This is a genomic window from Burkholderia sp. RF2-non_BP3 (assembly GCF_001522185.1).
Classification (GTDB): Bacteria; Pseudomonadota; Gammaproteobacteria; order Burkholderiales; family Burkholderiaceae; genus Burkholderia; species Burkholderia diffusa.
The window spans coordinates 1-26,952 of record NZ_LOSU01000029.1 but is presented as its reverse complement, the minus strand read 5'-3'; the positions used below and the strand labels follow the sequence as shown (position 1 = coordinate 26,952).

Sequence of the window (26,952 nt, the reverse complement as noted above, 5' to 3'; positions counted from 1 at the left end):
ACGCAGCCCACTCGGAGAGACTTGCGGACAATACGACCACCCGCGGTGCGCGGCACCCCAACGGCGAAGCATCGACTAAGAATCAATGCGACGCTGGCACACATATACAGAGCCCGCGGCTCGGAGGTGCGGACAGATCTGCAGGCGAAGCGATGACGCTATATTGCTCTATCTCGCCATCACGTAGGACATGGGCTCACGTTCCACGAGACTTGCCTCCAGCTTCCGTTCCGCAAGCGACCGAAGCAAGCGATCGATATCAAGGCCCCTTACGTTTAGTGTGCGCAGGTCAGCTAGAGCACGACCTTGGAGTTGAATCGGGGCAGACGTGGTATCGACGGACATGGGACTGGATTAACGCGTTTGATCCACTGATCTTCCCCGCCTCTCATGCGAGGAATCTCGAAGAAGAACGAAATCCGCGTGAGCGCTTCTGGAGGCAACGGCTACAGAACCAACTGAACTCCGAAATCTATTCGAACGTTCAAATTGATCAGACTGCCGAATCGAACCCGCTACCATCAAGTGCCGAAGCTGACTCCGCGAGCAAAGGCGAAATACTCGAATGGCTCCTTGACGAGCACATCATCTCAAGGTTACAAGTTGCTCGCGCTCACTCGGCAATGTACCTGCTACGCGAGAACGGCGAGCTAGTCGGGACGCTCGAGTCCTGCGCGTATCAGCGCGGTGAGTTTCTTGACGAAATACTGAATCACCGCGGCCTAGTGGTTGGCCTCATCCTGCTCAAATGCCTCCCGCCTCGTCACTCCGGAAGACCGTCCGTCGATATCGTAGGCCTGCCTCCTTCAATTGCGAGTATCCTCCACGACTACTACAGTACAAGTGGAACTGAACGAATGAGGATGGACAACGAACTCCGAGATTCTGCGAGTTTGCCACCATTCGGAACGTCTTTGAACGTCGACGAGGCGTGGCAGACCATTCAGTCTGCACTGTTCCAACCAACACCCAACTCGACTGATCCGACACCGACTCCTCCAGCGACAGCATCCTCTATCGTGCTGCGCGATATGGATACCGGGATACATCGCGCAGTGCAGCTTGAGCTATTGGGTGAAGATGGCTTCTGGTACCCTCTGCGCTATAGCGGCGACGATAGTTTTTCGGCCACGGTCCCCGGCGCCCCGTCTGATGTGGTGACTCTTGACAGCGAAACGGGGAAAGCGCGCTTCATGAAGGGATGGAGCGGGCACTACGACAGCTTATTCGACGTGCAAATCCGGGACGAATCTCCATTCGTTACCATCCTCGGCGTTCCGAGGCAAATTCGCCGTGTATGCCTTGGAAGCGATTGCTTTCTCAGCTATCCAGAAATCTATGGGACAGCTGTTATGGGAAACAGCGACGATCACTGCCCGGTGTACATCAACCCTCTATCAAGAACATGGCACCCACTCATCGAGAACGATACTCCGATTCATAATCGAGACGAAGTAAGAATTCTCGAGTTGATCGCAGAACCGCCGCGGCAAAATGTCATATATGGCCGGCCTGAGCATGTCGACACCAAAGCCGGCCCTCGATTCCGGGTGATGAATCCAAGTAATAGCGACCCGTTAGAACAGTACGAAGTAGTCGAAATGCTAGGGATGCTCATACCGGCCAGAAAAAGGTTGGCCAAAAGCAATGCTACTTTGTATGAAATCTTCGATCGCAATGATCTTCTTGGTGAGTGCCATTCCATCAAGTGGAACGGTTCGCGCTGGGCGTTCGATCACGACGCAACATCGCCGCCCCACGCCTACTTGTCAGCGCAACCGAAAACAGTGCTCCCTGAGCTTACGCCAGCGACGTCGACTGACTTGACGCCCCCCGAAATCGCGCCCTGGGCCCCTAACCCCGAATTCCCGTTACACGAGCGTCATGAGAGTTCAACCGGCGTATCGACGGAGGATGGTAAGACCCGTGGATCCGAACATGCCAATTCCACGATGGATCCGCATGATGCCAGTCTCATACTGAGACGCTTTTTCCAGATATGGAGCGAAGTCTTTCCGAATATTCGCGATATAGCACGTTCCAAGTTGAAGGCCGAGATCAAAGCCCGTACTGATGTCGACGTTGATCCAGATCGGGTCTATTTCATGCGTTTTGATTCCGCCCAGAGTGACCCGGGAACCATAACGGGATGGGCGCATATTGGCAAACCGGCAGAGGAGCGTGCTCTAACAACTAGTCTGCTCACGAACTTTCCTGCAAGTGCCGTCGAGCATCCGTGGGTCGTCGACCAGCTTTCCGGAATTTACTCGGTTAAGTCCACGGAGGCCGAGCGCTTCGATGGTAAGAACGAGGTTCGAATTCGACCATCGCAATTGATGAAAATCGTTCGCGAAATCGACTTCTATGAAGTTGCGCGACACCAACTTCAACAGGTGTGGCGCATGATTGATCTTCAAGAAATCCAAAACGCCGTAGTCCTCGTGAGTAACCTCGCCACACCTGCGAACAACATGTCTTCAATTGACATAAGCTACGTGTTGCGTGGCGTACGGTACTTCGATAACAAACCGCGCGTCGATGTCTACTACTTCGATATCAACGGGTATGCAGCAACCGATATGCTCGTATTCGAAGACGCGCTTAGCAAGCACGTAGTGCTCTACTTGCCGCGCAGTCGTCGTGCGCTTTTCTCATTCGCCAACGAGCATGAAATGCGGCAATGGGTCCTAGATGGCTGCCGCATTCCAGATCGCCGCGACGACATAGTGCAACATTTTTCATTGTTTGACCGTCAGGACGGTGCAACCTATAGCGGCGTCGACACTTGGCTGTCAACGTTTGCGGAGGACCGACGAGGCAGCTATCTCCGAAACATATTCAGCCGAAAAACACTCATCACCGAAAGAGGCGTTTTCCGCGCAATGGCAGAACGACAGAAGGCCCGATCTTTCAGCGATCTCGATATCGCTGTCAAGTCTGATTCTGAAGTGGACCGCGACCGCGCAATTCTCTATTCGGATGCCTTCAATACAATACTGCCGAATCCCGTAACGCCATTTGTGAGTCTTGGGTTGCACATGGACGCAGCCATCAACGGTGATACCCCGGAAGAACGCGTGGCAGGGATGGCCGGCGCGCTAGCGGATACCGGGAACGTCGCGTTCATGGCCGTTCAGGCAGGGATCGCCAAAATCTTCGACGGTGTCATAGGTTTCGATAGCGATGCATTCCACGCCGCCGTCCGGGAGAACCTCGGTAGGCTGTCAAATGCTCACACAATTGAATGGAGCCAGGGGCGATGGATTGCGAACGCCGATACCTCCCCGCGTGCCTCCGATCAATTGCGCAGGCGCGTGACGCCTGACATGTATGCGCCGGAAGTGACGGACGCCCAGCTAACGTTGCCCGATCAGTTGGGCCTACGTTCGGCAGCCGATGGAAGTAGGTACCTAAAAATTGAGGGACACCATCTGAAGATATCGAAATGGGGCGGCGCAGCGAACCGCTACTTCATCACCGCGGAAAATGGTCGAAAGATTGGGCTGCGCTTTGATGCCGGCAGGTTCCGCTTTGAAACGATCGCTGAACGGCTCGACATTCTCTTTCAATTCGGGCTCGGAGGTAAAGGGAGCAAGCTTTCATTTAACGGGGCGAGAAGAACCGGCGACTCGCGCGGTGCAGCCAGGACAGGTCCACGAGGCAATGCCCCTGCGGAACCCGCGAGTGCACCACCATCTGACTATTTCGAGCCTCTTTCGGGCGTTCGACATTCGACGCATCGAAATGGAGAAGCAGTATATTCAATGGCCCAACAAGATACATTGCGACGGCTGTCGACTCCCATCTCAAGCAGCAACACCTACAAGCAAGTCCCTAACAATAATCCTGCCTTCTATGGGAGCGGTAATCTCTATGAAGTCCGCAGCTCCGCGAAATCGTCGTCAGTTGAATCGGCCTATTCCGTTGTCGAGATGAATGGCCTACTCGTTCCGGCTAGGGAAAACTTCATCGAGGGACACGGAAGCAGCTACGAAATCTACGACCTGCATGCGCTCGACAAGCCGGGACTGTCGATTGAATGGGAGGACTCACGTTGGATATTTGAGCCGCCGACGTCCCGGCACCTCTCGACTGATCTGCTCGAGCGAATGCGGGAAATCAGTCCGGCCGGTATTGACGCTCGGCAGCTTTCTTCTCCGGACAGCATCGGACTACGTTGGGACGTTAGAAACCAAGTCTATGTGAAGATCGACGGAGGGTACGTTGCACTGAAGCAATTCCACTATCACGGAAAACAACAACTGTACGGTGTCTGGTCAGACAACGCACCGACAATGACCTACACCGCTGGAGCCTTTCGGCTGCTCCCCGGCAGCGATTGGAGGCTCGCGAAAATTCCGCTGGAGGTTTACAGCGTCCCAAACGAATTCGAGACCTTTATGGCAATGTTTGAACATTGGCCCTCGCGTACCTGGCGTTTACGCGGTGGCCTTCGCCGTGCAGACGCTGACCCTAGATTTCACGAAGCGATCGTGCTCGCACGGCGACTCAATACTGATGCCGCGACATTCTTTAAACACCACCGGCAAACAGTCCGAACTGCCGAACCCTTGCTTTCGGAAAGTGCGACGGATTATCAAGTCCTCGAGACGCTGTTCAAAAACAAGGATGGTATTGTTTTTGGGGAAGAGCACGACAAAATTGCTACCGTGAGGGCACTCATCGAAAATATTGAAGAGTTCAAGCGTCTAGGTGTAGTAACCTTGTACCTTGAGGGATTTTTCGCTGATTTCTCAGGGGCAGAACTGGAGAGCTATTCTTCAACACCGGGTGCGTCGATGCCAGAGCACATCGAGCAATGGGCCGATATTCTTTCCAGCGGAGAGGGTCTCGATCCAAACGGGCGATACACAAAACGAGAGTTGATTCGCCTCGCACACGCCAACAACATCGAAATCCGTCCGCTCGACTGCATTGCAAGCTATTTTGGTTCATTCTTTCCATTTTTCGACTACCAGTTCTTTCGTACGCGCCTAAAGATGATGAACTATTTTGGCGCGGCGACGATTGTCCAGCATCGCTGGGCAAAAGGTGGAGGTAAGTGGATCGCGCTTACCGGAGCCTCACACATCAACATGAAACACGGGATTCCGGGTTTGGCGGAACTCACGGACAGCTTCGGCATTCGAGTGAAGGAAGGCTCTCGGCTGGCACAGTCGAGCATCTCGCCCGGTCGTAACCTACACCGCAATATTGACTTTCACTACGATTACGTTTGGCTTCGCCCTGATACCCGCCACCCTGCGGTCCTCCGCTCGGACAACACTCGTCTGTGGGAAAACGCGCAGGCGACTCTTGGGCAGGTGCAACTCGATCTATATGAAATACCAGATCGAGCTGGCTGGCGAGACGCTATGGCCGAGAAGGTGATGGAATATCGCGGATTGGATCAAAGGTACGCCGATCTCAGCGCGAGTAGGCAAGAAAAAGACCTGCTGCAGGCATTTTTCCGACAACGCGAAGCTCTGCGGGAAGAGGCGGTCCAATTTTTTGAACAGCTGCCCAACGATGACACTGCATTGACAAACCCCTTACCGCTAGCTATCGATCCGATTCAATCTGACTCAAGTATTCTAAATGCGTTATTTAGCAAAAAAGAGGGGATCGTGTTCGGGGAATCACGCACGCAAATTGAAAGCAAGAAGTTGTTGATCGAGAACATGTCAAGCCTAAGGTCAGCGGGCGTTAAGACACTATATCTTGAACAGCTTCTCAGCGACGTCCACCAGGCTGACATTGATGCCTATCTTCGAGCGTCGGATGCAATAATGTCTCCGAAGCTTCGCGCTTACCTTGATGACATGTCCGCCGGAGTTGGTATCGATCCTGACGGCCCCTATACATACCACACCCTAATCGAACGAGCACGCAGGGATCGCATCAACGTGATAGCACTTGACTGTACAGCGAGCTACAAGGTAAGCGACCTATTGGGCGATTACCCGAATGCACGCGGCCAAATGATGAACTACTACGCAAGCTCAACAATATCCCAACATCAAGCGGCTCTAGGCAATACGAAATGGATAGCACTTGTCGGGAATTCACATACAAACACCTTTTCAGGTATACCAGGGATTGCTGAGCTGACCAACGGCATTGGCGTGCGCGTCGAGCCAGACGACACGCTCTTGCGATCAACGTTTCTTCCGGATGCTGGAAGAGAACTCTGGGATATTCGATATGGTAAAACAAGCCTGCGGGCTGACTATGTCTGGATACGCCCGTCCGCCCAGTCGACCCCAGAAGATCTATAAGTTCATCAGCGAACAGCTCGACGCAACACTGGATATTTGGACCGACGAACAGGCAAGCGCATCCCCATCTGGTCGATCATTTATCAGACATCATTCAAGTTTTTCTGCAGGCACGACACGCTGGTGTAGACAACATTCTAGGCGGGGACGAGAAAATTCCCCTGATCCGGTGGACTGCAACTCCCTCCAAATTCCTGTCGAAGATGGCGCTTCAAATCGTTCGAACAGAGAACAGCGAGATCGGCACCGGGATCATCGACATCGTCCAGGTGGCGCAAGGCAGCGGACCATTGACGCTTGGTTTGGTCTGGATTCTCATCGGCCTGTTCACACTCGGTCAATCGAGGTCAAGTCACGCCCATCACGCAAGGAACGACTTTGACAATATTGCTCGATGGGTCGTCAGAATGTTCCAGGAAGGCGTGTCTATGTTGCTAGGTCTGGGGGTGGTCACGGCTCTTGCTTGGTTGACCAAAGGCGACGGGAGCGCTGCGGCACTAACGGCCCTATCCGCAGTGCTTGCGGTCAGTTTCCAATTGTTCGCCTGCTGTGTGCATGCTTCCCGGAAAGGGACCTCGGATTGAATCGGAAAACACATGGTTCGTCGAAAATACAAAAGAAAAAGTCACCTTGCAGAGGCGATAAATCGCTCAAGTCCGGGATGGCAATTGTTTTGGTCCGTTGTCGTTGTTCGTGTCTTCGTCTTCTCGATGGTGATGTACTTCTCTCACTGAAAGATCGGAAAACAAATGCAGAAATTGCTTGCGGCAAAAAAGCGTATGACGAGGACAACGGTAACGACCCGATCCGACTCTCCGACTATATTGCGGCTCTCGACGCATTCGAGTCCATCGTCGTGAAGGTTCATGGATGATCACCGCTGGGCGTTCCTCGTCTGGACGCGCTTCGGTTTCGAGCGTGGGATCGCACGGTTTTCACTTTTCCATGACCGCGCGCATTGCGTCGGATTGAAGCGCGCGATGTGCCGGGTGCGCGCACGCCGACAATTTCTCCGGAACAAATTTCGATATCCGCTTCCCGCCAGATTTGGCGATCGCCGTCGAAGTAGGTGGTATGTTCGATGACCCAGCGCGCACCAGACCGGATGGCCTGCATTTCTTTCGGATCACACGAAAACGCCTGCCGTTCGCTCTGACGGTGATTCACTATCGTATCCGCGTGCATGGTGGAAATTTTTGCGAGTGTTGCTGTCCACGAGTGGCTCGCCGTCAAAGTTCTTGCGCAACGAGAATCTTTGCAAAATACTCGCGTTGTACGGCTGGCAAGTTGAGCCCCACGGCGTCGGCCGGATCCTTGATAAACGAGATGGTTGACAGTTCCGGGTCAGTCTGACATTCGAGGAACGATGTGATTCTTTCCGAAACTTCGGATCTGGACCACTTCAATCGAGCCTCTTTGAAAAAAGCGCACCGCACATCGTTCTCGATTCGCGTCCACCCGTTGACCAACTCGTAGTCCGTGCGAGTCAAGCCGGTTTCTTCTTCCACCTCGCGGGCCAGGGAACGTTCCAAAGCAACGGTTCCGTCCGGCATGACGTCGTCATCATTCAAGGTCCCGGACGGGAAGTAGGTCAAGCCAGCGTTCGATGTGTGCGACGCCATTGTACCAAGTACATAAAAACCATCAGATGTCCTGATTGCAGCGATTGGAAAGCATAGCTTTGCGCTTCTGTCAGGATGGTCGAGTTCTCTCCATGCCATGAATGCTGCATAAGTAGTTCGAAGTAGGTCCACCTGCAACAATTGATCGTCACCAGTGGCGTCGTAGGACATCAGCACTGGGCCATTGAAAATTTTTGGTTGGCTTTCCTTCAGGAAAGTCCAGATCCTGGAAATGTCGGACGAACGTGTAGTCTCGAAATTCCAGTGAACTTGAGGATCTAGTCTCGCCGACACAGACGAGTACTTGTGAAAAATGCCCATTGCTTCCCTCGACAAAGAAGTTCGTTCCGCCGCTACAGGATTCGCTGCTCTACTTCCGCCTCGACATTGAAGTGTTTCTGCATCTCGCTCTGCATGAAATCGATCAGCTGGCAAATGTCGTATGCTCGTCCGGGACGTCGAACAACAATGAACCCAGCGTGCTTGGGCGAGATTTGTGCAGTGCCAATGGCGAAACCCTTGTACCCGAGCGACTCGATCATTTCACCGATCTTCAGACCCCGCGACGGTCGTTTGAACACGCTCCCTGCATTCGGTTCTGAACCGGGAAAACGCTCTCGTCGGAGTGCAAGATTCGACAGTCGCCGAATACGTAGTTCCCACGGGTCGCCATCACGCAGTCGGAAGTACGCGCCGAGCACCACGTACAAGCCGTTCTGGAAGCGCGACGATCGGTATCTCCATCCGCACTCCGACTGATCAAGTTCGATTACCTGTCGGGTTTGAATCGAATAAACTCGGACCGACTGGGCGACGCTAGAAATGTCGTCTCCAAATGCGCCCGCGTTCATCACTATGCCACCACCGACCGATCCGGGAATGTTTCCCAGAAACTCGAATCCTGCAAGTCCGAAGCGCTCACATGCCAAGCCAACCCTGCGAAGGCTAGCGCCGGCGTCGGCATATACAACATGGTCGTCAAGCCGGGTGATAGTGCCGAACTGACGACCGAATTTCATCATGCGCGAGTAGCGTCCTCGAGACAGAATCACGTTGCATCCACGGCCGAGAATCGGAAATGACGCTGGGCCGCCGCGCTCGAGCATTTCAACTACGTCGTCTGCGCAGCGCGGCAGCAGCAGTTCTTCGCAGACCGAGGCAAGCCGATAGGAGTTGGCGTACTCAAGATTGACGTTACGCCGGATTTTTGGGTTGTCCATGACGATCGCGTTTGGTCAGCAAGTAGGGCCCCAGTGCAAGCGTCCGGAGCCCAGATCGGACGAAAACCGAAACGGCATCTTCTGGCGTTTCTACAATCGGCTCGCCGTGAATGTTGAACGATGTGTTCAGCACGGCCGGAATGCCTGTCAGCGCGTGGAATCGCTCGACCAGACGGTAGTAGGTCTCGTTATCGTCTCGCCGCAGGATCTGCGCGCGAGCCGTCTTGTCTTTTGGATGGATTGCAGCGGCAAGCGACTTCGCGCCCTCAGCGGTTGTATCAAAGGAGATCATCATATGTGGCGAGCGAGGCGCTGCTTTGGTAGCCAACAATTGATTAACACCGATGTCGAGTACTGATGGAGCGAAGGGCATCCAGAAGTCGCGTGATTTGATGGCTGAGTTGATTTCCTGGAGGTTTTCGATCGAATCTGGACGACTAAGAATCGACCGATTGCCAAGCGCCCTCGCGCCGAACTCGGCACCTGCCGCAAAGCGAGCCACGATATTTCCTGCCGCCAGCTGTTCTGCCACTGCGGCTTCAATATCCTCTGGTCGAGCTATGGTCACGTCGGCATCCGTCAGTGCCTCGAGTGCACGCTCGTATGCGTCGGGAGCATAGCGCCGGCCGCAGTAGATATCACGTAGCCCACCTTGGGGAGATACACCGATCTTTGAAGAGAGCGCCCATGCTGCTCCAAGGCTGTTGCTCTCGTCGCCACACGATGGAACGACGTAGAAATCTGCGATCGATGGGTGTTGGCTTAGGCGTTGGTTCAGCTTTACATTCATAAATGCACCGCCCGCTACCGCGAGCGAATCGGTTCCGAGCGCTCTCGTAACATTCAGCACCCATTCAGTCACGAATTCTTCAAAGAATATCTGCAAGCCGGCAGCCAATTCATCGAAGCGGCGCCGCTTCAGATTTTCGTCGAGGAACTTGGGCTGGAGTTCGCTCGGTGGTACCCCCTCCACTCGTCGCCATGCATACTCGCCGGCAGAAGGCTGAGCAAACATCGACGAGAAGAATTGACTAATCTCTTTGGCGCCCTTGCTACCGGCCGCGTATGGCGCTAGTCCCATGAGCTTGTACTCGTGCTCAAGTGGAACGAATCCAAGCAGATAAGTGAGGTAACTGTAGAGCTGCGCAATCGAATCGTCGCGAGGTATGCGGCACGTCTCCGTCAACGTACGTCCTTCGCCGACGAATACGGCGCCTGATGCGCCGTCTCCTTGTCCGTCGCAGGTCAATACTGCGCAGCGCTCGTGGTTGAACCGACCACGGCCGAAGTACGCGGCGGAGGCATGACATGTATGGTGATCGATGAACTCGATTGGCCCCGCATAGCCTTTCGTACGGAGTCGCTCCGACCGCTCCGCCGCCTTCATGTTCGCGTTCGACGCATCAATCTTGTCGTCGGGTGTTTTGAGGACCTGTGCGTAATGAGTGCCGCTAAAGAGTTCCTTGAATACTGCCATTACTTCATTCCGGTCATGCATCGCATCGTTCCGGAAAGTCTGTGTGCTGAACGCGGTAGCGTCGATATTGGACCAGTTCAGTCCAGCTAGATCGAGCAACTCTGCGATCGCATATTCCGGAAACCCCCCTTGGTTCTTCGTTCGTGTATATCGTTCTTCCTGCACTACGCCGAAGAGTTTTCCGTCGAGAATCAGTGCTGCCGACGAGGTGTGTCCATCATGAATTCCGAGAACATTCATTACAAAGACCCCAGGTTTTCAAATCAGATAAGAATTTTCCGTGGTCGGTATAGTGGTGCGAGGAAAATCCGAACTCCTTTGCGGATTGCACATTCTCAGCGTTGTCGTCGATCAATGTAAAGTCATCAACGCGGACGTTTGAGTAGATATTCCGCACATATTCAAAGATCCGCTTGTCAGGTTTTTCCACGCCAACTTCGAACGAGAGGACTGAGTTTTGACAAATCGATTGAATTTCATATCGATTGCACAGAGTCGCCCAATGCTCATGATTCGTGTTTGAGCAGAGAACAACGGGGTGCGTCGCGCCGACGGAGCGGATGGTCTCAAACATCAAGGTATTCGGTGAAAAATGACTAGACCAATCAGACAGAAATTCTGCATACGTCCCCTTCCACGAAAAATCGCGGGTCAGCGAGACCTGAAGGTCGAGCAGCGTTGAAGTGCCGGTGCCGATACCGCTCTGTCTGATTACCGCTAGTAGTTCGCCCTCATCAGGTGGCCGTGGCATGCGTGAAGCGAGACGCTTCAGCAGGCTGGCGTTGTCGTGAAAAATGACTACGCCTCCAATGTCAAACACGAGAATCTTTGACAAAATGCTTACTCCGCGAAGTATCGAAGGAGGTTGCTCGACTGCAGCATCAAGTCGAAAGGAGATGGGCGCGTCGATGCACCGGATTTTCCCCGAAGTTCTTAACATGAACATTGAAGCCTTTGTCACTCAATTCGATCGGCAATCGTTCATAGCCACGAGTAATTTGGCGGGCATTTTTGATTCTTGAAAGATTTTCGGTCTGTATGGCGGCTAGTAGTAGACTAGTACTCCCTCGAATGTCGTTCGTGCTCACATCGCTTGGTGTCAGTGTCGCCACACCGTCGACAATAAATTCTCGGTCTGAAACGATTGTCACCTTCGCCCCAAGCTTGGTGAACTCTTCAAGATAGTTGTTTCTGCCTCTGAATACCTTGTCGTAAAACCTCACTTTGCGGCCCGACCTGATGGTCGCAGCAACAACCAAAGGAAGAGCGTCCGTCGGAAAGCCTGGATAAACATCTGCTATAACATCAAAACGGGTACATGGCGTGTTGGGGTTAACTGAAATGCTGAGCTCGTCGTCGTCGAACAGTATTGAAATGCCAAGAGCTGAAAACGTGTTGGTCAGGCACTGCAGGTCGATTGGCGACTCCCATCGGATTGTCGATGACGTGTTCGAAATCGCCGAGTAAGCCATCACGGTCGCGATATGAATCCGGTCTACTGGCACTACGTGCCTGACCCCCTCGGACGGATATCCGTGCACTGAGAATGAGCGATTTTCTTGAAGACGGATGTCACATCCGGACTTGTTAAGGAAATCGACCACGTCGATAATTTCCGGCTCTATCGCTGCATTATGTACAACGCCACTTCTGTTCGACGCCGTGAGAAATATGAGCGCTTGTAGAGTTGCTCCCACGGAAGGAAACGGAAGCGCCACTTCGCTTGCCTTTTGCTGAGCTATGCGTCCGATCAGCCACTTGCCTTCTTGTCGGAGTTCACAGCCGAACTGCTCGAGAACGAGTTGGTGAAAGTCGAAACCTCGGTCCTTGCCGAATTGACATCCTCCCGGCGGCCCGATTTTGCCGCTTCCGTTTCGACCAACTAGACCACCCAAGAAGAGTAGGGAATATCGTGATGCACTGCTTAGACGCGGCGGCAGGTCGCTCCGCTCGAGAATCGAAGCGTCGATACTTAGCACACGACCGTCCGATTGCACTTTCGCACCGAGCCACTCGATAGAGCGAATCACGGCCCGGACGTCCTCCAGATCGATTGGCACGTTCGTCAGCGTCGATTTTCGAGCAGTGAAAATCGATGCGATGAGTAGTGGAAGAGCCGCGTTCTTGGAGCCTTGCCCGGAAATGGTGGTGTGATGATACTCTCTTCCTCTTTTTGCCCATATTTCCATTAGTATTCCTTTATAAACTGGTAAATTTTTAGAATAATGAATGTGGCTGCTTCGACCACTTCTTCAGTCAGCTCGTGAGGCCTCGGACGTTTGAGTGGTCTCCGTGCGAAGCAGGAGGTAAGAGTTGCCGGTAGCCGGGATTGAAGTTTGTTAACTTCGGCGAAATCACTCGCTGGAGCGCTGAATGAAGTGCGTCGTTGTACTGGCTGAAGCTGAGGAGCAGACCTTGCAGCAGTTGTCGATCAACCATCCCTACCAGGATATGCGCACGTGGGCGGCCGCTCTGCTGATGCTCGCGGGTGGCAAGTTGAGTCCGATGACGGTGGCCGCGAAGCTTGGCGTGAGCGGCCAGTCGGTCTACAACTGGGCACACACGTGGCGCGAGCAGGGCGTGATCGGGCTGCTGATCAAGATCGGCCATAAAGGCGGACGGCCTCGCGCGTTGAGCGACGAGATGATCGCCGCAGTCGTACGCATGGCCTCGGCCGAGCCGCTGACGCGCGAGCAAATCACCAGGCGCCTCGAGGCGGAATTCGGCCCGTTGCCGTTCGAGCATCTCGATACGTTGAGTGTGGCTCTCAAGCGAGAGGGCTTTACGTTCAAGCGCAATCGCCTGTCGCTCAAAAAAAGCGTGACCCGGAGGCATTCGCCGTGAAACAGGCCACACTCGGGAAGCTGCAGCAGGCCGCCCGCGAAGGCGCCATTCGCCTGCGCTACCTCGATGAGGCCGGTTCTTGTGGATCGCCGCCGGTTCAGCGTAGCTGGTCACCACGGGGTTTGCCTCACGAGATCGAACCTAACACGCACTGCCGACGTAGTGTTCTTGGTGCCCTGGACTACGGCACGAACACGCATGATCCATGCTGCCCATGCCCGCAGCATCAAAGGTCCCAACGTCGTGCGCTTCATTGACTATCTGCTCGCGGCGCACGATCGTAGTCCGACCGTGATCGTGCTCGATAACGCGAGCATCCATCACAGTATCGACGAGGCAACGCGGGACCGCTGGCTGATTGATCACAAAGCTGTCCTGTTCTATCTGCCCGCCTACAGTCCCGAACTCAACAAGATCGAGATCGTGTGGCGGCAACTGAAGTTTCGATGGCGACGCTTCGTCACCTGCACCAAGGAAACCATCGCGGCATATACGGCGACTTTCAAAAATTGATCTTTTCGTAAAAAAACCAGGTGTGCTCGGATCTCACACGTGCCGTACATCGTCGGCCGAAGTAAAGTTGGTGCGTTTTGCGAAGTAAAGTCTGACCTTGGGCGTTTTTCAGAAATTTGCTTGGTGCGCGCAGAATTTTCACTTTGCAAATCAATGATCTACACGGCGCTCATCGTTTCCAGTCTCTGCCGGTATTACGCGTCGTCGCCTGGCCACCACGGCTGCGGGACGCGATCGACCGCATAATCGTTGAGGTCTTTTCCGACCAGCCATTTCGGCCGCGGGCCAAGACCGGACCAACTGCGGCCAGACGACGGATCGTAGTACTTCGCCGGCGTGCGCTTCGGTTTCGCTTCAATGTAACCCAACGCCGACAGCACTTCCTGCTGGGTGATCACGTACTGGGCGGCCTGTTCCTTGAATGTGGTCAGTGCGGCCTTTTTCTCCGCGGTCCTGGCTTCAGCCAATTGAGCGTCGAGTTTGCGCAATTCGCATTGCAGGGACTGCAGGGTTAGAGGTTCCATGAGTTTCGGTAAATGTGTGGAGGTAAATCAATACGCTGCGGCGAGATAATTCAATTCGCCGTCTCGGATGTCGATCGGTTTGTTGCTCGGACGGCCGCCCCAGTATACGAAAGGGAAAGGCATCGCGAACGTTGTCCCGTGTTCATCGGCCTCGACGAGCATGGCGGATGCGAGTAGACCGAGCTGGCCTTGCGCGACATCAGATCGCGGCGCACTTACGATTCCGATCGGACGCCGGTTATTCCGGCTCGCCAGATTCGGGGCTGCGAAGGCGATAGTCCTTCGCCACGACGCCGCGCTCACTGCCAGCGTTCACGACGGCTGGGCGTACCCAGGTCACCCGATCCTCCAGTCGTCGTATATGACCGCGCCTCAGGTGCGTACGCGGTGCGGCATGTGAGCCCGATCCTTTTACGCCGCCTTGCGGCTTGCCCGCCGCGACCTGCAAAACCTTGTACGTGAAGAAAGGCGGCCGCCGCGTGGCCAGCCGTCGCGCGTTCATTGCAGGCTTCGGGTGCACGTCCACTGTTCCGACGTTTGCGCAATTCAATACCGCGCAGGCCTGAATTGCCATATGCACTTCGTCGTTAGCGTCATAGGTCAAGCGGGCGAACGCGGCATCAACATCGCCATGACTTTGCGCCACAACGACGTCGAACATTTCCTGAAGTAGAACAAAATGCTCCGCGAAATGCTCCACCGCGTTGCGATGAAGTCGCCCCGTGCTTTCCTTTACGTCATGCATCATCTGGGTCATCCGCGTAGGCGTGTGTCCCTCGGGTATCCGGAAATCCCTTGGCACGAATGTCCCGCCAGCGCCTGGATTCCACGTTTTCAGGTCGTCGGAGTAGTAGATGGGATAGACGAAAACACCACCTTCCGAATAGTGCTCACGGAAGAGAGGTATTTCCCTGAGTCCCCGAACGGGTGTGTGATCTTCGGTCATCTCCCAACACAGCGCAATCCGGCGTGTAGACAGGCTTTCTTTCACACCGGCCACGGTCGCAGCTGGAATGGCGTTCTCCTTGTGCCATGGTGCCTCGAACACCGTCACCGGGTAGGGTAGCCGCAACAGTTCGAGGTGCGTTTCTCGAACATTCTCAGTGTCGATCAGTTCGGCGCAGTTTGGCAGCAGAAACTTCGGTGCCGTCGACAGCATCTGAATCACCGTTTCGATGCGCGCGGCCGTGATGGTCAGGCCGCCTATGCGGGCGTTTCGTGCGGTTTCCTTCAGATCCTCGATCGCATGAGTACAGTAGTTAACCGGTGTGATGACATCCGACCTGATGAAGGGAACAGTGAGTGAAAGACCTATTTTGCTACACGCCTAGAGTTTAGGCATGTTCGGGCGAATGCAATTGCGGTTGGCGAGTGCTGGAGAGTGGGACGGCGGCGATCGCGGCGCTCGTCGCCTTCACCGACGCATCGTGGGCCGAATTCTTCGGCCTCGAGACTGCCGCGGAGACGGCCTGTCCGATGGCGAATCAGCCCCAGCTGCTGATGCTGCTGTTACTGCGCAGCGACTGCCGGATCAAATTCACGGGCGGCGAAATACCGCGCGCGCGTCGCCGCGACAACTGAACGACCCTGGTGGGCGACGATGAACAATCGTCAAGCGAGATCGACGGCGCGAAGCGCTCTGCTACGATGTTGGCAAATCTCGAGAGCGTGCCCAGCGCTTTTGCTCGCTTGGTGATGGGCAAAACCGATCCTCCCGTGACCCAGAGGGCTGCCAGGAAGGCCATAGGGGTAGCCCTCGTCTCGGCCTCTGCACCCCGGTGACAACTTGCGGGGCGCTAGCTGGAGTCGTAAGCAGGCGTTCGACGGAGGGCAGTACGCTAAAATCCTTCTCGAGCAGGCCTGCGTGATTCGGCTTGCAAATGAGAGAGATCGAGAGGGCACATGTTCAAGGCTACTGTAGGCATAGCGATTGGCGTCGCTTTTCTCATCATCGCGGCGATCATCGGATGGTCTACCCGAGGTTTCCTGCAGACGGCGATCGCGGTTCCCGGTGAGGTGGTCAGCCTCAATGCCGGCGGGAGCCACCCCCAGATCGAATTCGTGACGAAAACAGGTGAACGCGTATCGTACCCGCAGGGCGGGATGATCTACGGCACCAAGGTCGGCGATAAGGTCACGGTGCTGTATCAGCCAGAGGCGCCGGCGCGGACTGCCACGATCGATAGGATTGGCGCCGTGTGGAACTGGACGCTGATGGCAGCCATATTCGGCATCGGATTCATTCTCTTCGCGTTGATGAATCTCCCGTCCAAAAAATAACAGCACTGAGAGGATCGGCCGTGTCAATTCTGAGACCCAGCAACTGGAGCTACAAGACGGGTGCCACGGGCGGCGTCAGCATCGAGTTCGTCGTCGCCTCGGGCGGCACCATCGTCCTCGCTGACCCGGGCGGGAAAGAGACCGATTTTTACTACGGGGGCGTGGGTGTCGGCATTGGATTCGGGCTTCGTGTCCCGAAGATCAAGCTTCCGCGATTTTCCTTGCCAGAGATCAAGATCCCCAAGATCGCCGGGCGTGAGGTCGGGGGCGCGGGCTCGGCCAAGTCCTTCGACAGCGCAGGACTCATCTACATGGCGCCGGCGTTTCATGGCGCTGAACTCGTCGAGTCCGATTTCCAGGGTGCCACGGTGTACCTCGACGGCGGCGTAGGCATCGGATACGGTAAGGCCGGGTCGGCAATGATACTTGGAATCAATTCCGCGCAGCTGGCGCTGGGGTTGTCGAATCCCGCAATGTCCTGGCTGGCCGAGATTGCCATCGCGCACGCGCCGGCGATTCTACTCATGGGCGGCACGACCGTTGGCTTGCAGGCGGGTGCTGGCGCCGGCATTCTCGTCGGCTACCTGCATTGACTAAATCAACGGGCGCGTTCCGGGACGCGCAGGACATCGCCGCAGTTCCCGACCGGTCTGCGACGAGCGAATGACCAACTCGACGTAGCTGTTCGTCGCGGCGTACGGCGCGAACAGCGTGTCGAGCGTTCTCGCGAGTACGTGCAACGTGACGTCGCGCAACATGGCGCCGTCGAGCGATACCACGACCTCAATGCCCCGCACGAACGACGGAAACTGGTTGTCGAGCGGCATCCACCTGATCGCAGGCTCGTAGTCGAGGCGGGTGATCGCGTCGATGCTGCGTTGCGCGACGATGCTTGCACGCGGAGCGTGCAACCGCAAAAAGTCCTTGAATGCCTTCAGTCCGGTTTGCGTCAGATCAAACGGGTGCAGGGACATGCCCGCGACGACTCGCCAAAGCGAGTCGTGTCCGCGCGGCAAGGTGCTGGGCAGAGTCGGACGCGTGAGGAGCCGGATGGGGCAGGTCAGTGCTGCGCCTTCATGTAGCAGGTCACTGTCCGGTGCGCCGATCGGCAACCGAGACGGCAGGTCGCCGTTGCTGGCCGTCACATCGACCTCGATCTGCGGGCGCTTCGGTAGGACAGCGCTGCCGTCCAGCCCAACCAGCGAGAGCAGGAGCGGCGAGCGCGCCCGTCCTGCCGCTGAGTGGGGATCGCGAAACGTGGTCCAGTAGACGATCGAGGAATCGATCGGCCGCCCATGACTGAAGGCACGATATGGCTGCACGGCAGTTCGGGCCGTATGCCCGGCCAATGGCGACCGCTTTTCCTGTTCAGCTTCCGCCCGGTCGCCCAGATGGACGGCGTCGATTGAGTACACGTCGAGCGGGGTGCCGGTTTCCAGCGGCTCGGGTGTTACGGGGTATGCGTTGTCGGTGCCCGTCAACTGGATCGGCGTCGCATTGCGCTTGAACAGGTTGACCACGGGCGTGCAGAACAGCTGGAAGGCGCTTGCGTCGAGGTCGGTCAAGGCCGCCTGCATCCGCGCGTCCTGGATCGCGACGTGCAACGTTAGGCGCTTTGCCGTCGGCGCACGCGCAGTGCGCCGCATCCGCCCCAAATCGATGTCGATGAAGTCGAACTTCTCGGGGAAAGCGAAGGACTCGAGCAGAACTTGGTAGGCGTCCGAGGTCGGGGTCGATTCTTTCGGAAACAGCTGTTCATTCTCTTTGAACCCGACCGATTCGATCGGGATTCTCGATAATTCCGACCACCGACCACTTTGCTCGACTTCGACGAACGCGGCTCCTGCCTGCAGCAACAGCGCATCGGCGAGCGCGGCAACCCGCGGTCGATCGCCGGCGAGATGAACCCGAACAGGGCCGTGCGGGATCGCGTCATCGAAGGTTTCGGTCGGCGACGCGCTCGCGAACGTAATCGAGAGGATGCCTGCCACCTTGTCGGGTAGCCGGACGACGGCGGGCGCCAGTGTGGCGGGGGCGTAGCGCGCCGAGTGAACGCGCAAGGGCGACAATTTGACGTCGTACGTCGTTTGAAACCGGCACGGTGCTGCATTGGCGTCGAGCAAGGTGCCGCGGGGCATCGCGAGCGGCGTCGTCAACTGGCCAAAGAGATCCGTCGGGTCAAATTGTGCGATCGCGCAGGCAGGCATCGTCCGCAAATACTGCGGGTACAGCACTTCAAGTAGCGATTCTGTGAATTCCGGAAAGGTGTCCTCAAGCTTCACATCGACCCGTGCGGCCAGCAGCGCGAAAGTCTGGATCATTCGGTCGACATGCAGATCGCCTTGCCCATTTGCGATCCCGAGCCGCGCGCCGATCTTCGGATAGCGCTGAGCAAATTCCGTGATGCCGCGCAACAGCAGGCCGACCTCGTATTCGTAGTGGGGCAGCAGGTTATCCATTCACCTTCCATACAGCTCAGTCCCCATATGCAAGGTTCAAGAAACGCAAAACTTGATCCTTCCCAGGGCAGGCAGTTTAAAATCCACCGACGAATAATATCCTGCCGTTCCTATGCGGGGTTCCGAGGGCGCCATGCAACTGTCAGATATTCCGAGTTTCTTTGGGCTACAGAGTAACCGATTGTTCACCATTCAGACGCCAATGAAAGGGCGGTCGGATCTGGTGCTGGTCGATTTTCAAGGCACCGAAGGCTTATCTCAAATTTTCGAGTTTCACGTTCGGCTTGCTTCTCAAGACCCGAATATTGAACTCAAAAAGCTGATCGGCCAGCCAGTGACAATTACGTTACAGCTCACCGACGCGCTGGCGAGCTCGGAAGAACGGTATTTCCACGGCTACGTCGCGAACTTCAGTCACCTCGACCACGACGGTAGCTTCACGGTTTACAGCGCGACACTCGTGCCCTGGCTGTGGATGCTCTCGCGCAGTCGCGACATCCGGATCTTTCAGGAGGAAAACACCGAGGCCATTCTCGCGAAGGTCTTTCGTGAGTACGGCAAGATTGCGTCGTTTGAGTTCCGGCTATCCAAAGCAACGACGAACCGCAGCTACTGCACGCAGTACCGGGAAACCGACCTCGAATTTGTTGAACGGCTCATGCAGGAAGACGGGCTGTTCTACTTTTTCGAGCATGCGAAAGACGGTCACAAGCTGGTCATCTCGGACAATTCGATCGCCGCAAAACCGATCAGAGGCCGCAGCCCCGTGCTGCAGTATACGAAAGGCGAAGCGCTCGACAACCTGGCAGTCGTCACGTCGTTCCAGGCGAGCCGGCAACTGGAATCGAGCAGCGTCGGATTGAAGACATTCGACTACAAGGTGCCGCACGCGCGGCGGTTTGTGTCGGGTGGCACGGAAGTGAATCAGGGCGAAGTGCCGTCCTACGAAGTTTACGACTACCTGGGCGAGCACGGCTTCCCGGACAGCGATCGCGGCGAAGCGTTGACGCGTTTCAGGACGCAAGCGCTCGCCGCGCACAGCAAGGTCTTTATCGGGACGAGTACGAGCCGGCGGTTGTCGCCTGGGCAGTACTTCGAGCTCGATGACCACTACGACCATGGCGCCGCGAAGGCCGAGGATCGTCAGTTCCTGCTGACGACGGTCACGCACAGCGGAACGAACAACTATCAGGCCAGCGAGGGTGGTGCGACGTACCAGAGTAGCTTCGTCTGCATCCGCAAGAAGATCCCCTATCGCCCGGCGTTTACGATCGAGCGGCCCTCGATCATCGGGCCGCAAACGGCCGTCGTCGTGGGGCCCCAAGGCGAAGAAATTTACACCGACAACCTAGGTCGCGTGAAGGTGCAGTTTCACTGGGACCGGTTGGGCAAGCGCGATCAGGGGAGCTCGTGCTGGGTGCGCGTCGGGCAGCCGTGGGCCGGGCGCGGGTTCGGCATGATCCAGGTTCCGCGCATCGGCGACGAGGTGGTCGTGATTTTCCTCGACGGTTGCCCGGACAGGCCCCTGATCATCTCGAGCGTCTACAACTCAGCAAACATGCCGCCGTGGGTTTTGCCCGGGAACGCGACGCAAAGCGGGATTCTCACGCGGTCGACAAAGACCGGGAACGTCAACACGGCCAACGCCATCCGCTTCGAGGATAAGAAAGGCTCGGAGGAAGTCTGGTTGCACGCCGAAAAGGATCAACGCCTCGAGGTCGAGCACGACGAGTCGCACTGGGTCGGCAACGATCGCACGAAGAACGTCGACCATGACGAAACGGTGCACGTGAAGCATGATCGAACCGAAACGGTCGACAACAACGAGACGATCACGATCGGCGTGGATCGTACGGAGCACGTCGGCAACAATGAGGCGCTGACGGTCGGCGGCAACCGGAACGAGACCATCAAGGGGATGGAGAACCTCCTGATTGCGCTGACGTCGACAGAGACGGTAGGACTCGCAAAAGCACTGACAGTCGGCGGCGGATATCAGGTCACGGTCGTCGGTGCGGTCAACACGACAGCGGGGTTGGCCAGTGCCGAAGAAGTGGGCTTGTCCAAGACTTCGATCGTAGGGAAGTCCTATTCGATCAAGGCCGGTAAGGTCTTCGAGGTAACGGTCGGCAAGTCGACGTTTCGCATGGACGAGGACGGCAACATCACCCTCAAGGGAGTGAAGTTGCTCATAGAAGGATCTGGTCCGGTAGAAATCAACGGCAAAGACGTGGATGTGAATTGATCCGATGGAGTTCATCAACCACACTCCCTTTCCCGCGCTGGGTTTCGCGGGTGTTGATGCGCGCGAGCAAGAATTCCACGTCATGGTTTTACGGCAGACCCTGACGTGGAACGGCGCGCACGACCTCCATTTCTCCGACGCGCAACAACCGTTGTGCGAGGCAGACGAGTTCTTTGGTCTGGACATGCAGGGCAGTGTTCGACAGGAATCGGACTTGTGCCAGTACAAGCCGCGGTGCGACGTGATCGTTAACGCGACGGCTTATCCGCCCAGACGGGAGGATGGGAGCGTACCGACTAAATTCGACGTTCGGCTTACCGTGAGTCGACCTGGTTCGCCCACGCCATTGCCGCCGGAGCCGCATGGGCTCAATCCGTTAATGCCCGCGTCGCTGGAGGAAATCCAGGCGTGGAAAGCGGAAGTCGAACGAGCTAAGAAGACGCCACCGCAAGGTGAACGCCTGATCGAAAAGACGCTTACCGTGACGGGTGAGCGTCACTTTGTCCAGCGGACAGGGTTGCGGCGTTTCGCGGCCGCGCTGGTCAAGATTGGCTCTCTGGGCATTTTCGGCCTGCCGGCATGGAAATTAACGCCTCCGGAGTCAGCACGCAATATTCAGGTAAACTTAGAGCATGCGTTCGGTGGTCAATGTCGTATTGAGACGGGCGACAAGGCGGCCGATCGGGTCTCAAAGAAGGAACGATTGACCCCGGAGCAGGCCGGTGCCCATCCCGACGCGCCCCGCGCCCCTATCGCCCATGATGCGTTCTCAGCCAACGTCTCTGGACAGGGATTCGTACGCGACTGGTATCTGGAGGCAACAGGCATCACCGCGGTTGCCGCGCCGCAAATCGAATATTCGGCGCGGCCCATTACCTTGGGGGATTTCGATTCAGCTCGCGTTGGAAAGCTCGCTGAATCGGCGCCACTCGTCGCTGGGCTAGGTGTCCGGCCGAAAGGGCATCCCGAGCGCGCGAAGCTGGTGGGAACCATCGATCGCGCGTTCATCGAAAGCGACGCGCCGGTACCGAAGGATTTTGATTTTGCCGTCTGGAATGCGGCATGGCCAGATCAGCAGGTGGATGCGCTGCGCGGTGATGAACAGATCGAGCTGGTGAATTTGTGTGCGTCGACTACGCCGTATTCCACGAAGGACGCCACTGGCAATGTCGCATTGACATTGAACCTGCCCGGACATCTTCCGTTTGCGTTGGTACGGTTCGAAAACGGGAGTATAGGAGAGTTGGAGGCGCGACTCGACACCGTGCTGATCGATCCCGAGCGGCGCGAAGTGTCGTGCGTGTGGCGAGCGACGCTGGCCAAGCAACCAGGCGTGCGTTCCCTCGAGCTGCGCATGCTCACGCGCGGCGACGTCGACGTGATGGCGTCCGCGATCTCGGAACGGGAGAGGGGGGGGCATGGCTAACCACCTTGGAGCCCGGAAGGACAGCGCGTTCAAAGCCGTTTCAACAGCGCCGTCTATCAACAAAACACCGGTCGGCAGCAGCACGCCCCCGTTGCCATACCCGGTGACGGAGGATTTGTCGAGCAGCCTGGGCACGGTGCCTAACGTGCGCTTCAACGGCGCCCCCACCTACGTGCTCAGTCAGAGCACGCAGCCGAGCTGTACGGGGGACGCTGCCGGATCCTGCAACGGCGTGAAGAGTGGGACCGTGAGTGGCGAAGTCAAGCCGGTAAAGGGCTCGAGCACGGTGCGCATCACGGGCAAGCCGGTCATTCGTGAAGGAGATCCGTGCACCCTCAATGGCGGGAATTGCCCGGGCATCTATGTGACCCAGTCCGTCCCGAGCGCATCGATCGAGGGCGGCAAGCCGAGCGGCAGCGGCAACCCACCCGTCAAGCCGGAGACCCCCAAGGAAGAAGGCTGGTGGGGCGCGGCGAGTCCGTGGGTACACGGCGTGCTTGGCGTTGCGAGTTTTGTGCCAGGACTCTCCGTTGTGACTGGGGCAGTGGACGCGGGAATTTATGCGGCCGAGGGGGATATGGTCGAGGCCGGCCTATCTGCTGCGAGCATGATCCCAGGCGGGAAAGTGGTGACCACGGCAGGCAAGATTGCCAAAGGTGCTGTGGGCCTCGCCAAGGGGGCGCATGTAGCAGAAGAGGCAGCCAAAGCGGCCAAGGTGGCGAAAGAGGCTGAAGAGGCTGCGAAGGCGGCCAAGTTGGCGAAGGAGGCCGAAGAGGCCAAGAAAGCCCAGGCGGAAGCGGAACGACTCAGGAAGTTGAAAGAGGAGGCCGAGGCGGGCGAGAAAGGCAAAGACGGCCTGAAGGTCAAGCTGAAGCGGATGAAAGAGCACTTGGTGAAGTGCTTCAAGAAGAACGCGAAGGGTGACCCGAAGGAGTATGACCGGCAGCTTCTCGAGCAGGAAAAGGGCTTGAACGACCTGAGCGTGAAGGAGTATCTGGAAGGGCGCGCGCGATATCAAGAGATTGGGAGAGCGGGCACCGGTGCCGCCCAGGAACAGGCGAGGGCAAAGTACTCGCGCGAATTAGCCAACCAGTTCAAAGACGTATTAAACGAACAGGGCATCTTTGGTAAGGCCGCCAAGGAACAAGCTGAAGCAATGGCCGCCGAGCGGATGAAGACATTGGCCGCGTTGCATAACCCGGACATGATCGCGGGTGGCAAGGACGTCGTGAACATGATGGGTGACCGCGGCGTGAACTCGTCCATCGGATCGCAGTGGAAGGATCGCGTAGCTGAGCTTGACGAGGCCGCGAAAAAAGTCCCTGAGACGGAGCGGGGCGGTACTAAAATGAATGCTAAGCTCAAGCGATGCAAATAGTGAGGAAGTGCAATGGATCAGTTCATGGAGAATTTTCTAGATTTCGAAGGGTTTGGGCCCCCCATTGCCAGACGAGACGTGCCTCCCGAAAAAATTGAAAAATTCCGTGGCACATTGCCGACCAAGCTTCTGGAATACTGGCAGAACTACGGTTGGTGTGGCTATGCCAAGGGATTGCTCTGGACCGTTGATCCGGATGAATGGGAAGACGAGTTGGAGGCCTGGATTGGCGAGACGGAATTCATGGAGCGCGATGCGTACTATGTGATCGCGCGAACTGCTTTCGGTGAATTGATTCTGTGGGGAGCGAAGACGGGCCAGTCGCTAAAAATCATCACCCCATATGGAATGATCTTCCCGTCCTTCGACGCAAGTAAGTTCGAAAGAAGGGGGGCGGATTTGTCATTGCAACTCTTTTTCAGCACCTGCTCGAAAGAAGCGTTTGATTTATTGGATAACGATAAGGCCCCATTGTTTGATCGTGCACTAGAAAAGTTGGGCCCCGTCGATCACACTACGATGTACGGTTTCGTGCCAGCACTCGCACTGGGCGGGACGCCGGCGCTTGAGCGGCTTCAAAAACTTGACGCGCATGTCCATCTTGATATTTTGTCTCAGGTGACGGAACTGCACGTTATGCGAGACATTGCACAAGATGCGAGAGACGCTGGATTGCTGTAGCGCGATATTGAATAAATCACGAGCGTTGACGTCGTAAGCTGATCGACTAACCAGTGGAGCGTTCGGCGCTTTGTTGACGGTCGCGCTATTTTGACCCGGCACGCACGTGTAATTTCGTTTGAGGAAGCGGCGGGAACCAACGCGGAAAGAGCAATGGATCAGTTCATTGGGAATTTCTTGGGGTACCAGGAATTCGGGCCGCCGATAGCCCGACGTGACGTGCCCTCTGAAAAGATCGAGAAATTCCGGGGCAAGTTGCCAAATAGACTTCTGGATTACTGGCAGGAGTACGGGTGGTGCGGCTATGGCAAGGGGTTGCTGTGGACCGTCGATCCGGACGAATGGGAAGATGAGCTGGAGGCGTGGATTGGCGAGACCCAATTCATGGAGCGCGATGCATATTACGTAATTGCGCGTACAGCTTTTGGCGGGCTGATCCTGTGGGGTGAGAATACTGGACAGTCGCTGAAGGTCACCACACCGTACGGTATGATTTTTCCGTCTTTCGATGAGGAGGAGTACCGAGAGGATGGCCCGGATCTAACCATCCAGCTCTTCTTTAGTACGGCCAGCAAAGAGATGTTTGATCTGCTGGATAGCGAAAAAGCTCCGCTTTTCGAGCGCGCGCTAGAAAAGTTGGGGCCTCTCGATCACACCACGATGTACGGGTTTGTGCCAGCGCTCGCGTTGGGCGGCACACCGGCGCTCGAGCGGCTTCAAAAGCTCGACGCGCATGTCCACCTGGATATTTTGTCTCAGGTGACAGAAATACAGGTGATGCGTGACATTGGGCAAGATGCCCGCGATGCTGGATTGCTATAGCGGGAAAATTGAAAAACCCGCGCATGGTATGGCAACGAGATTCCAAAAAAGGTATGTTTAAAAGTTCCATAGCCGGTACCGTTGCCGCGATCATAGCGGCTGCCTCGACCTTCGCAGCGGCCGCGCCTACCAGCGTGCCGGTATTGCGAGCGACGGCGCCCAATGGCCAGACGAGCATACTTATTGGCTCCATACACGTACCAGTAGAGGGGCTCAACCAACCGGCGCCGTCGATCTTTGCCGGAGCTCGCCACTACGTCATCGAGCACAGCGGGTTTGCGACTTTGCCGGCCGATAAGGCATCCGAATCTGGTGCCGCGCGCGACTGGGCGAAATCGCTGACGGACGCCGAGATCAACGTTTATCTGCACCGGGCAACATGTGCTGGATTGCCTGAGACATCGGCGCGGAACTGGCTCCAAGAACCGACACCACACGAGTCGAACGCGCTCGCCTACACCATATGCCCGTTACCGCGCAATGCAACGTCGCGGGATGCTTATTTGTTCAGTATCGCCCCCGTCGCATTGCGCCAGAACCCGGAGGTCCTGGAGGATGCAAATTGGGTCGAATTGCAGCGTAGAAAGGTGCCGGCCAGTTACGATGTCAGCGGGTTCAAATGGGCGCTCGCGCATGATCCGAAGACGGTACTGGAACAGACTCGAGACGCGTTGAACGCCGGCGACTACGACGCGATTCGCACGCAGGTCCTCGAGTCCCTCGGTTCGCCGGACGCCGCGGCGGTCTACACAAGACACATGGTTGATGAGCGAAATGTCGAGTGGCTTCCCCGTCTTGATGCAATTCTCAAAGACGGCCATGCCGTCGTGGTCGTGGGCGCGATGCATTTCCCCGGTGCATCTGGACTGATCACGCTTCTGCGCGAACGAGGCTACAAGGTCGACCCGGTAAATTGGCCAGGCGTGGCCATCGGAGATACACATTAAGCATTGTTCGGGTACCAAAGAAACGCAAACCTTGTAAACATATCAGCGACGACGTTAGTATCTGTTATGTAAAGTAGTTCGGAATACTTATGAACTGAAGGGCAAGTCAGAAACACCTCGCGTCGGCTGCCGCCCCCGACCGAAGTCAAAGGCGGCAGCCCTCCCGCTTTACACGATCTTGCTTGCCACGACACTGCCGAGATCGCTCTGCTGGCCCACCAGCGCCCGAACGACCG

At 56.4% G+C, this 26,952-nt stretch carries 22 protein-coding genes; 12 read left to right on the top strand and 10 right to left on the bottom strand.

Annotation, left to right across the window (positions count from 1 at the left end):
* Positions 1 to 863: 863 nt before the first annotated feature.
* Positions 864 to 6,278 (top strand): membrane-targeted effector domain-containing toxin, encoded by a 5,415-nt coding sequence (locus WS45_RS14550; protein WP_156437156.1) that lies wholly within the window; start codon positions 864 to 866, stop codon positions 6,276 to 6,278.
* Between the two features lie 203 nt (positions 6,279 to 6,481).
* Entirely contained in the window at positions 6,482 to 6,862 is a 381-nt protein-coding gene (locus WS45_RS14545; protein WP_059533346.1) for a hypothetical protein, read from the top strand.
* Between the two features lie 280 nt (positions 6,863 to 7,142).
* Here the strand turns inward: WS45_RS14545 and WS45_RS33490 are convergent, their stop codons facing one another.
* The 6 genes from WS45_RS33490 to WS45_RS33475 all read right to left on the bottom strand — a co-directional run bounded on the left by WS45_RS33490 (position 7,143) and on the right by WS45_RS33475 (position 12,786).
* Positions 7,143 to 7,445, bottom strand: a complete 303-nt coding sequence (locus tag WS45_RS33490; protein ID WP_257127669.1) for a hypothetical protein — start codon at positions 7,443 to 7,445, stop codon at positions 7,143 to 7,145.
* A gap of 62 nt (positions 7,446 to 7,507) precedes the next feature.
* The gene (locus WS45_RS14540; RefSeq protein ID WP_059533345.1) at positions 7,508 to 8,221 is read right to left on the bottom strand and encodes an NUDIX hydrolase; all 714 of its coding nucleotides are present in this window, start codon (positions 8,219 to 8,221) and stop codon (positions 7,508 to 7,510) included.
* A 32-nt stretch (positions 8,222 to 8,253) separates the two neighbouring features.
* Positions 8,254 to 9,120: a UDP-N-acetylmuramate dehydrogenase gene (gene murB / locus WS45_RS14535; protein WP_059533343.1), complete on the bottom strand. Its 867-nt coding sequence runs from the start codon at positions 9,118 to 9,120 to the stop codon at positions 8,254 to 8,256.
* Positions 9,095 to 10,837 carry a carbamoyltransferase C-terminal domain-containing protein gene (locus tag WS45_RS33485; RefSeq protein WP_082721926.1) on the bottom strand — a complete coding sequence of 581 codons (1,743 nt, stop codon included), beginning with the start codon at positions 10,835 to 10,837 and terminating at the stop codon, positions 9,095 to 9,097. Before WS45_RS33485 ends, murB begins: the two co-directional genes overlap by 26 nt.
* Positions 10,815 to 11,432 carry an HAD family hydrolase gene (locus WS45_RS36115; RefSeq protein ID WP_257127668.1) on the bottom strand — a complete coding sequence of 206 codons (618 nt, stop codon included), beginning with the start codon at positions 11,430 to 11,432 and terminating at the stop codon, positions 10,815 to 10,817. Before WS45_RS36115 ends, WS45_RS33485 begins: the two co-directional genes overlap by 23 nt.
* Positions 11,433 to 11,478: 46 nt before the next feature.
* Entirely contained in the window at positions 11,479 to 12,786 is a 1,308-nt protein-coding gene (locus WS45_RS33475; protein ID WP_082721925.1) for a UDP-N-acetylglucosamine 1-carboxyvinyltransferase, read from the bottom strand.
* Between the two features lie 184 nt (positions 12,787 to 12,970).
* Between WS45_RS33475 and WS45_RS14525 the strand changes: the two genes are divergently transcribed.
* Together WS45_RS14525 and WS45_RS14520 are read left to right on the top strand one after the other, a co-directional pair.
* Positions 12,971 to 13,441: a helix-turn-helix domain-containing protein gene (locus WS45_RS14525; protein ID WP_059533341.1), complete on the top strand. Its 471-nt coding sequence runs from the start codon at positions 12,971 to 12,973 to the stop codon at positions 13,439 to 13,441.
* Between the two features lie 66 nt (positions 13,442 to 13,507).
* Positions 13,508 to 13,954 carry a transposase gene (locus WS45_RS14520; RefSeq protein WP_156437154.1) on the top strand — a complete coding sequence of 149 codons (447 nt, stop codon included), beginning with the start codon at positions 13,508 to 13,510 and terminating at the stop codon, positions 13,952 to 13,954.
* A gap of 194 nt (positions 13,955 to 14,148) precedes the next feature.
* Here WS45_RS14520 and WS45_RS14515 read toward each other — a convergent pair whose 3' ends face one another.
* The 3 genes from WS45_RS14515 to WS45_RS34980 form a co-directional block, all read right to left on the bottom strand.
* Positions 14,149 to 14,478, bottom strand: a complete 330-nt coding sequence (locus tag WS45_RS14515; protein WP_059533339.1) for an H-NS histone family protein — start codon at positions 14,476 to 14,478, stop codon at positions 14,149 to 14,151.
* Between the two features lie 238 nt (positions 14,479 to 14,716).
* Positions 14,717 to 15,637, bottom strand: a complete 921-nt coding sequence (locus tag WS45_RS14510; RefSeq protein ID WP_059533337.1) for a hypothetical protein — start codon at positions 15,635 to 15,637, stop codon at positions 14,717 to 14,719.
* Positions 15,638 to 15,962: 325 nt separating this feature from the next.
* Positions 15,963 to 16,223 (bottom strand): hypothetical protein, encoded by a 261-nt coding sequence (locus WS45_RS34980; protein ID WP_156437152.1) that lies wholly within the window; start codon positions 16,221 to 16,223, stop codon positions 15,963 to 15,965.
* Between the two features lie 157 nt (positions 16,224 to 16,380).
* Here WS45_RS34980 and WS45_RS14500 point away from each other — a divergent pair, with 157 nt between their 5' ends.
* Both WS45_RS14500 and WS45_RS14495 read left to right on the top strand, forming a co-directional pair.
* Positions 16,381 to 16,758 (top strand): DUF3592 domain-containing protein, encoded by a 378-nt coding sequence (locus tag WS45_RS14500; protein ID WP_059533333.1) that lies wholly within the window; start codon positions 16,381 to 16,383, stop codon positions 16,756 to 16,758.
* 20 nt (positions 16,759 to 16,778) lie between these two features.
* Entirely contained in the window at positions 16,779 to 17,351 is a 573-nt protein-coding gene (locus WS45_RS14495) for a hypothetical protein (protein WP_059533330.1), read from the top strand.
* On the opposite strand, the gene tssF is transcribed toward WS45_RS14495, so the two are convergent.
* A complete protein-coding gene (tssF, locus tag WS45_RS14490; RefSeq protein ID WP_059700601.1) occupies positions 17,352 to 19,217 on the bottom strand; it encodes a type VI secretion system baseplate subunit TssF in 1,866 nt (621 codons plus the stop codon).
* Between the two features lie 133 nt (positions 19,218 to 19,350).
* Between tssF and WS45_RS14485 the strand changes: the two genes are divergently transcribed.
* The 6 genes from WS45_RS14485 to WS45_RS14460 all read left to right on the top strand — a co-directional run bounded on the left by WS45_RS14485 (position 19,351) and on the right by WS45_RS14460 (position 26,716).
* Positions 19,351 to 21,462 (top strand): type VI secretion system Vgr family protein, encoded by a 2,112-nt coding sequence (locus tag WS45_RS14485; protein WP_059533360.1) that lies wholly within the window; start codon positions 19,351 to 19,353, stop codon positions 21,460 to 21,462.
* A gap of 4 nt (positions 21,463 to 21,466) precedes the next feature.
* The gene (locus WS45_RS14480; RefSeq protein ID WP_059533326.1) at positions 21,467 to 22,888 is read left to right on the top strand and encodes a DUF2169 family type VI secretion system accessory protein; all 1,422 of its coding nucleotides are present in this window, start codon (positions 21,467 to 21,469) and stop codon (positions 22,886 to 22,888) included.
* On the top strand, positions 22,881 to 24,266 hold the full coding sequence (locus WS45_RS32715) for a polymorphic toxin type 15 domain-containing protein (RefSeq protein ID WP_082721923.1): 1,386 nt from the start codon (positions 22,881 to 22,883) through the stop codon (positions 24,264 to 24,266). The genes WS45_RS14480 and WS45_RS32715 overlap by 8 nt, the downstream gene beginning before the upstream one ends.
* Before the next feature lie 12 nt (positions 24,267 to 24,278).
* The gene (locus WS45_RS14470) at positions 24,279 to 24,947 is read left to right on the top strand and encodes a GAD-like domain-containing protein (RefSeq protein ID WP_059533324.1); all 669 of its coding nucleotides are present in this window, start codon (positions 24,279 to 24,281) and stop codon (positions 24,945 to 24,947) included.
* Between the two features lie 153 nt (positions 24,948 to 25,100).
* Complete coding sequence (locus WS45_RS14465) at positions 25,101 to 25,769, top strand: GAD-like domain-containing protein (protein ID WP_059533322.1); 669 nt, start codon at positions 25,101 to 25,103, stop codon at positions 25,767 to 25,769.
* A 53-nt stretch (positions 25,770 to 25,822) separates the two neighbouring features.
* The gene (locus WS45_RS14460; RefSeq protein ID WP_059533320.1) at positions 25,823 to 26,716 is read left to right on the top strand and encodes a TraB/GumN family protein; all 894 of its coding nucleotides are present in this window, start codon (positions 25,823 to 25,825) and stop codon (positions 26,714 to 26,716) included.
* Positions 26,717 to 26,952: the final 236 nt, after the last annotated feature.

Bases quoted from the DNA above. Each gene is read 5' to 3' on its own strand.
- WS45_RS33475 (WP_082721925.1), bottom strand. From the start codon at position 12,786: ATGGAAATATGGGCAAAAAGAGGAAGAGAGTATCATCACACCACCATT.
- WS45_RS14525 (WP_059533341.1), top strand. From the start codon at position 12,971: ATGAAGTGCGTCGTTGTACTGGCTGAAGCTGAGGAGCAGACCTTGCAG.
- WS45_RS34980 (WP_156437152.1), bottom strand. From the start codon at position 16,223: ATGGCCTTCCTGGCAGCCCTCTGGGTCACGGGAGGATCGGTTTTGCCC.
- WS45_RS14470 (WP_059533324.1), top strand. From the start codon at position 24,279: ATGGATCAGTTCATGGAGAATTTTCTAGATTTCGAAGGGTTTGGGCCC.
- WS45_RS14460 (WP_059533320.1), top strand. From the start codon at position 25,823: ATGTTTAAAAGTTCCATAGCCGGTACCGTTGCCGCGATCATAGCGGCT.
- WS45_RS14550 (WP_156437156.1), top strand. From the start codon at position 864: ATGGACAACGAACTCCGAGATTCTGCGAGTTTGCCACCATTCGGAACG.
- WS45_RS14500 (WP_059533333.1), top strand. From the start codon at position 16,381: ATGTTCAAGGCTACTGTAGGCATAGCGATTGGCGTCGCTTTTCTCATC.
- WS45_RS14480 (WP_059533326.1), top strand. From the start codon at position 21,467: ATGGAGTTCATCAACCACACTCCCTTTCCCGCGCTGGGTTTCGCGGGT.
- WS45_RS14510 (WP_059533337.1), bottom strand. From the start codon at position 15,637: ATGCTGTCGACGGCACCGAAGTTTCTGCTGCCAAACTGCGCCGAACTG.
- WS45_RS14520 (WP_156437154.1), top strand. From the start codon at position 13,508: ATGAGGCCGGTTCTTGTGGATCGCCGCCGGTTCAGCGTAGCTGGTCAC.
- WS45_RS14465 (WP_059533322.1), top strand. From the start codon at position 25,101: ATGGATCAGTTCATTGGGAATTTCTTGGGGTACCAGGAATTCGGGCCG.
- murB (WP_059533343.1), bottom strand. From the start codon at position 9,120: ATGGACAACCCAAAAATCCGGCGTAACGTCAATCTTGAGTACGCCAAC.
- tssF (WP_059700601.1), bottom strand. From the start codon at position 19,217: ATGGATAACCTGCTGCCCCACTACGAATACGAGGTCGGCCTGCTGTTG.
- WS45_RS14515 (WP_059533339.1), bottom strand. From the start codon at position 14,478: ATGGAACCTCTAACCCTGCAGTCCCTGCAATGCGAATTGCGCAAACTC.
- WS45_RS14540 (WP_059533345.1), bottom strand. From the start codon at position 8,221: ATGGGCATTTTTCACAAGTACTCGTCTGTGTCGGCGAGACTAGATCCT.
- WS45_RS14545 (WP_059533346.1), top strand. From the start codon at position 6,482: ATGGCGCTTCAAATCGTTCGAACAGAGAACAGCGAGATCGGCACCGGG.
- WS45_RS14485 (WP_059533360.1), top strand. From the start codon at position 19,351: ATGCAACTGTCAGATATTCCGAGTTTCTTTGGGCTACAGAGTAACCGA.
- WS45_RS32715 (WP_082721923.1), top strand. From the start codon at position 22,881: ATGGCTAACCACCTTGGAGCCCGGAAGGACAGCGCGTTCAAAGCCGTT.
- WS45_RS33485 (WP_082721926.1), bottom strand. From the start codon at position 10,837: ATGAATGTTCTCGGAATTCATGATGGACACACCTCGTCGGCAGCACTG.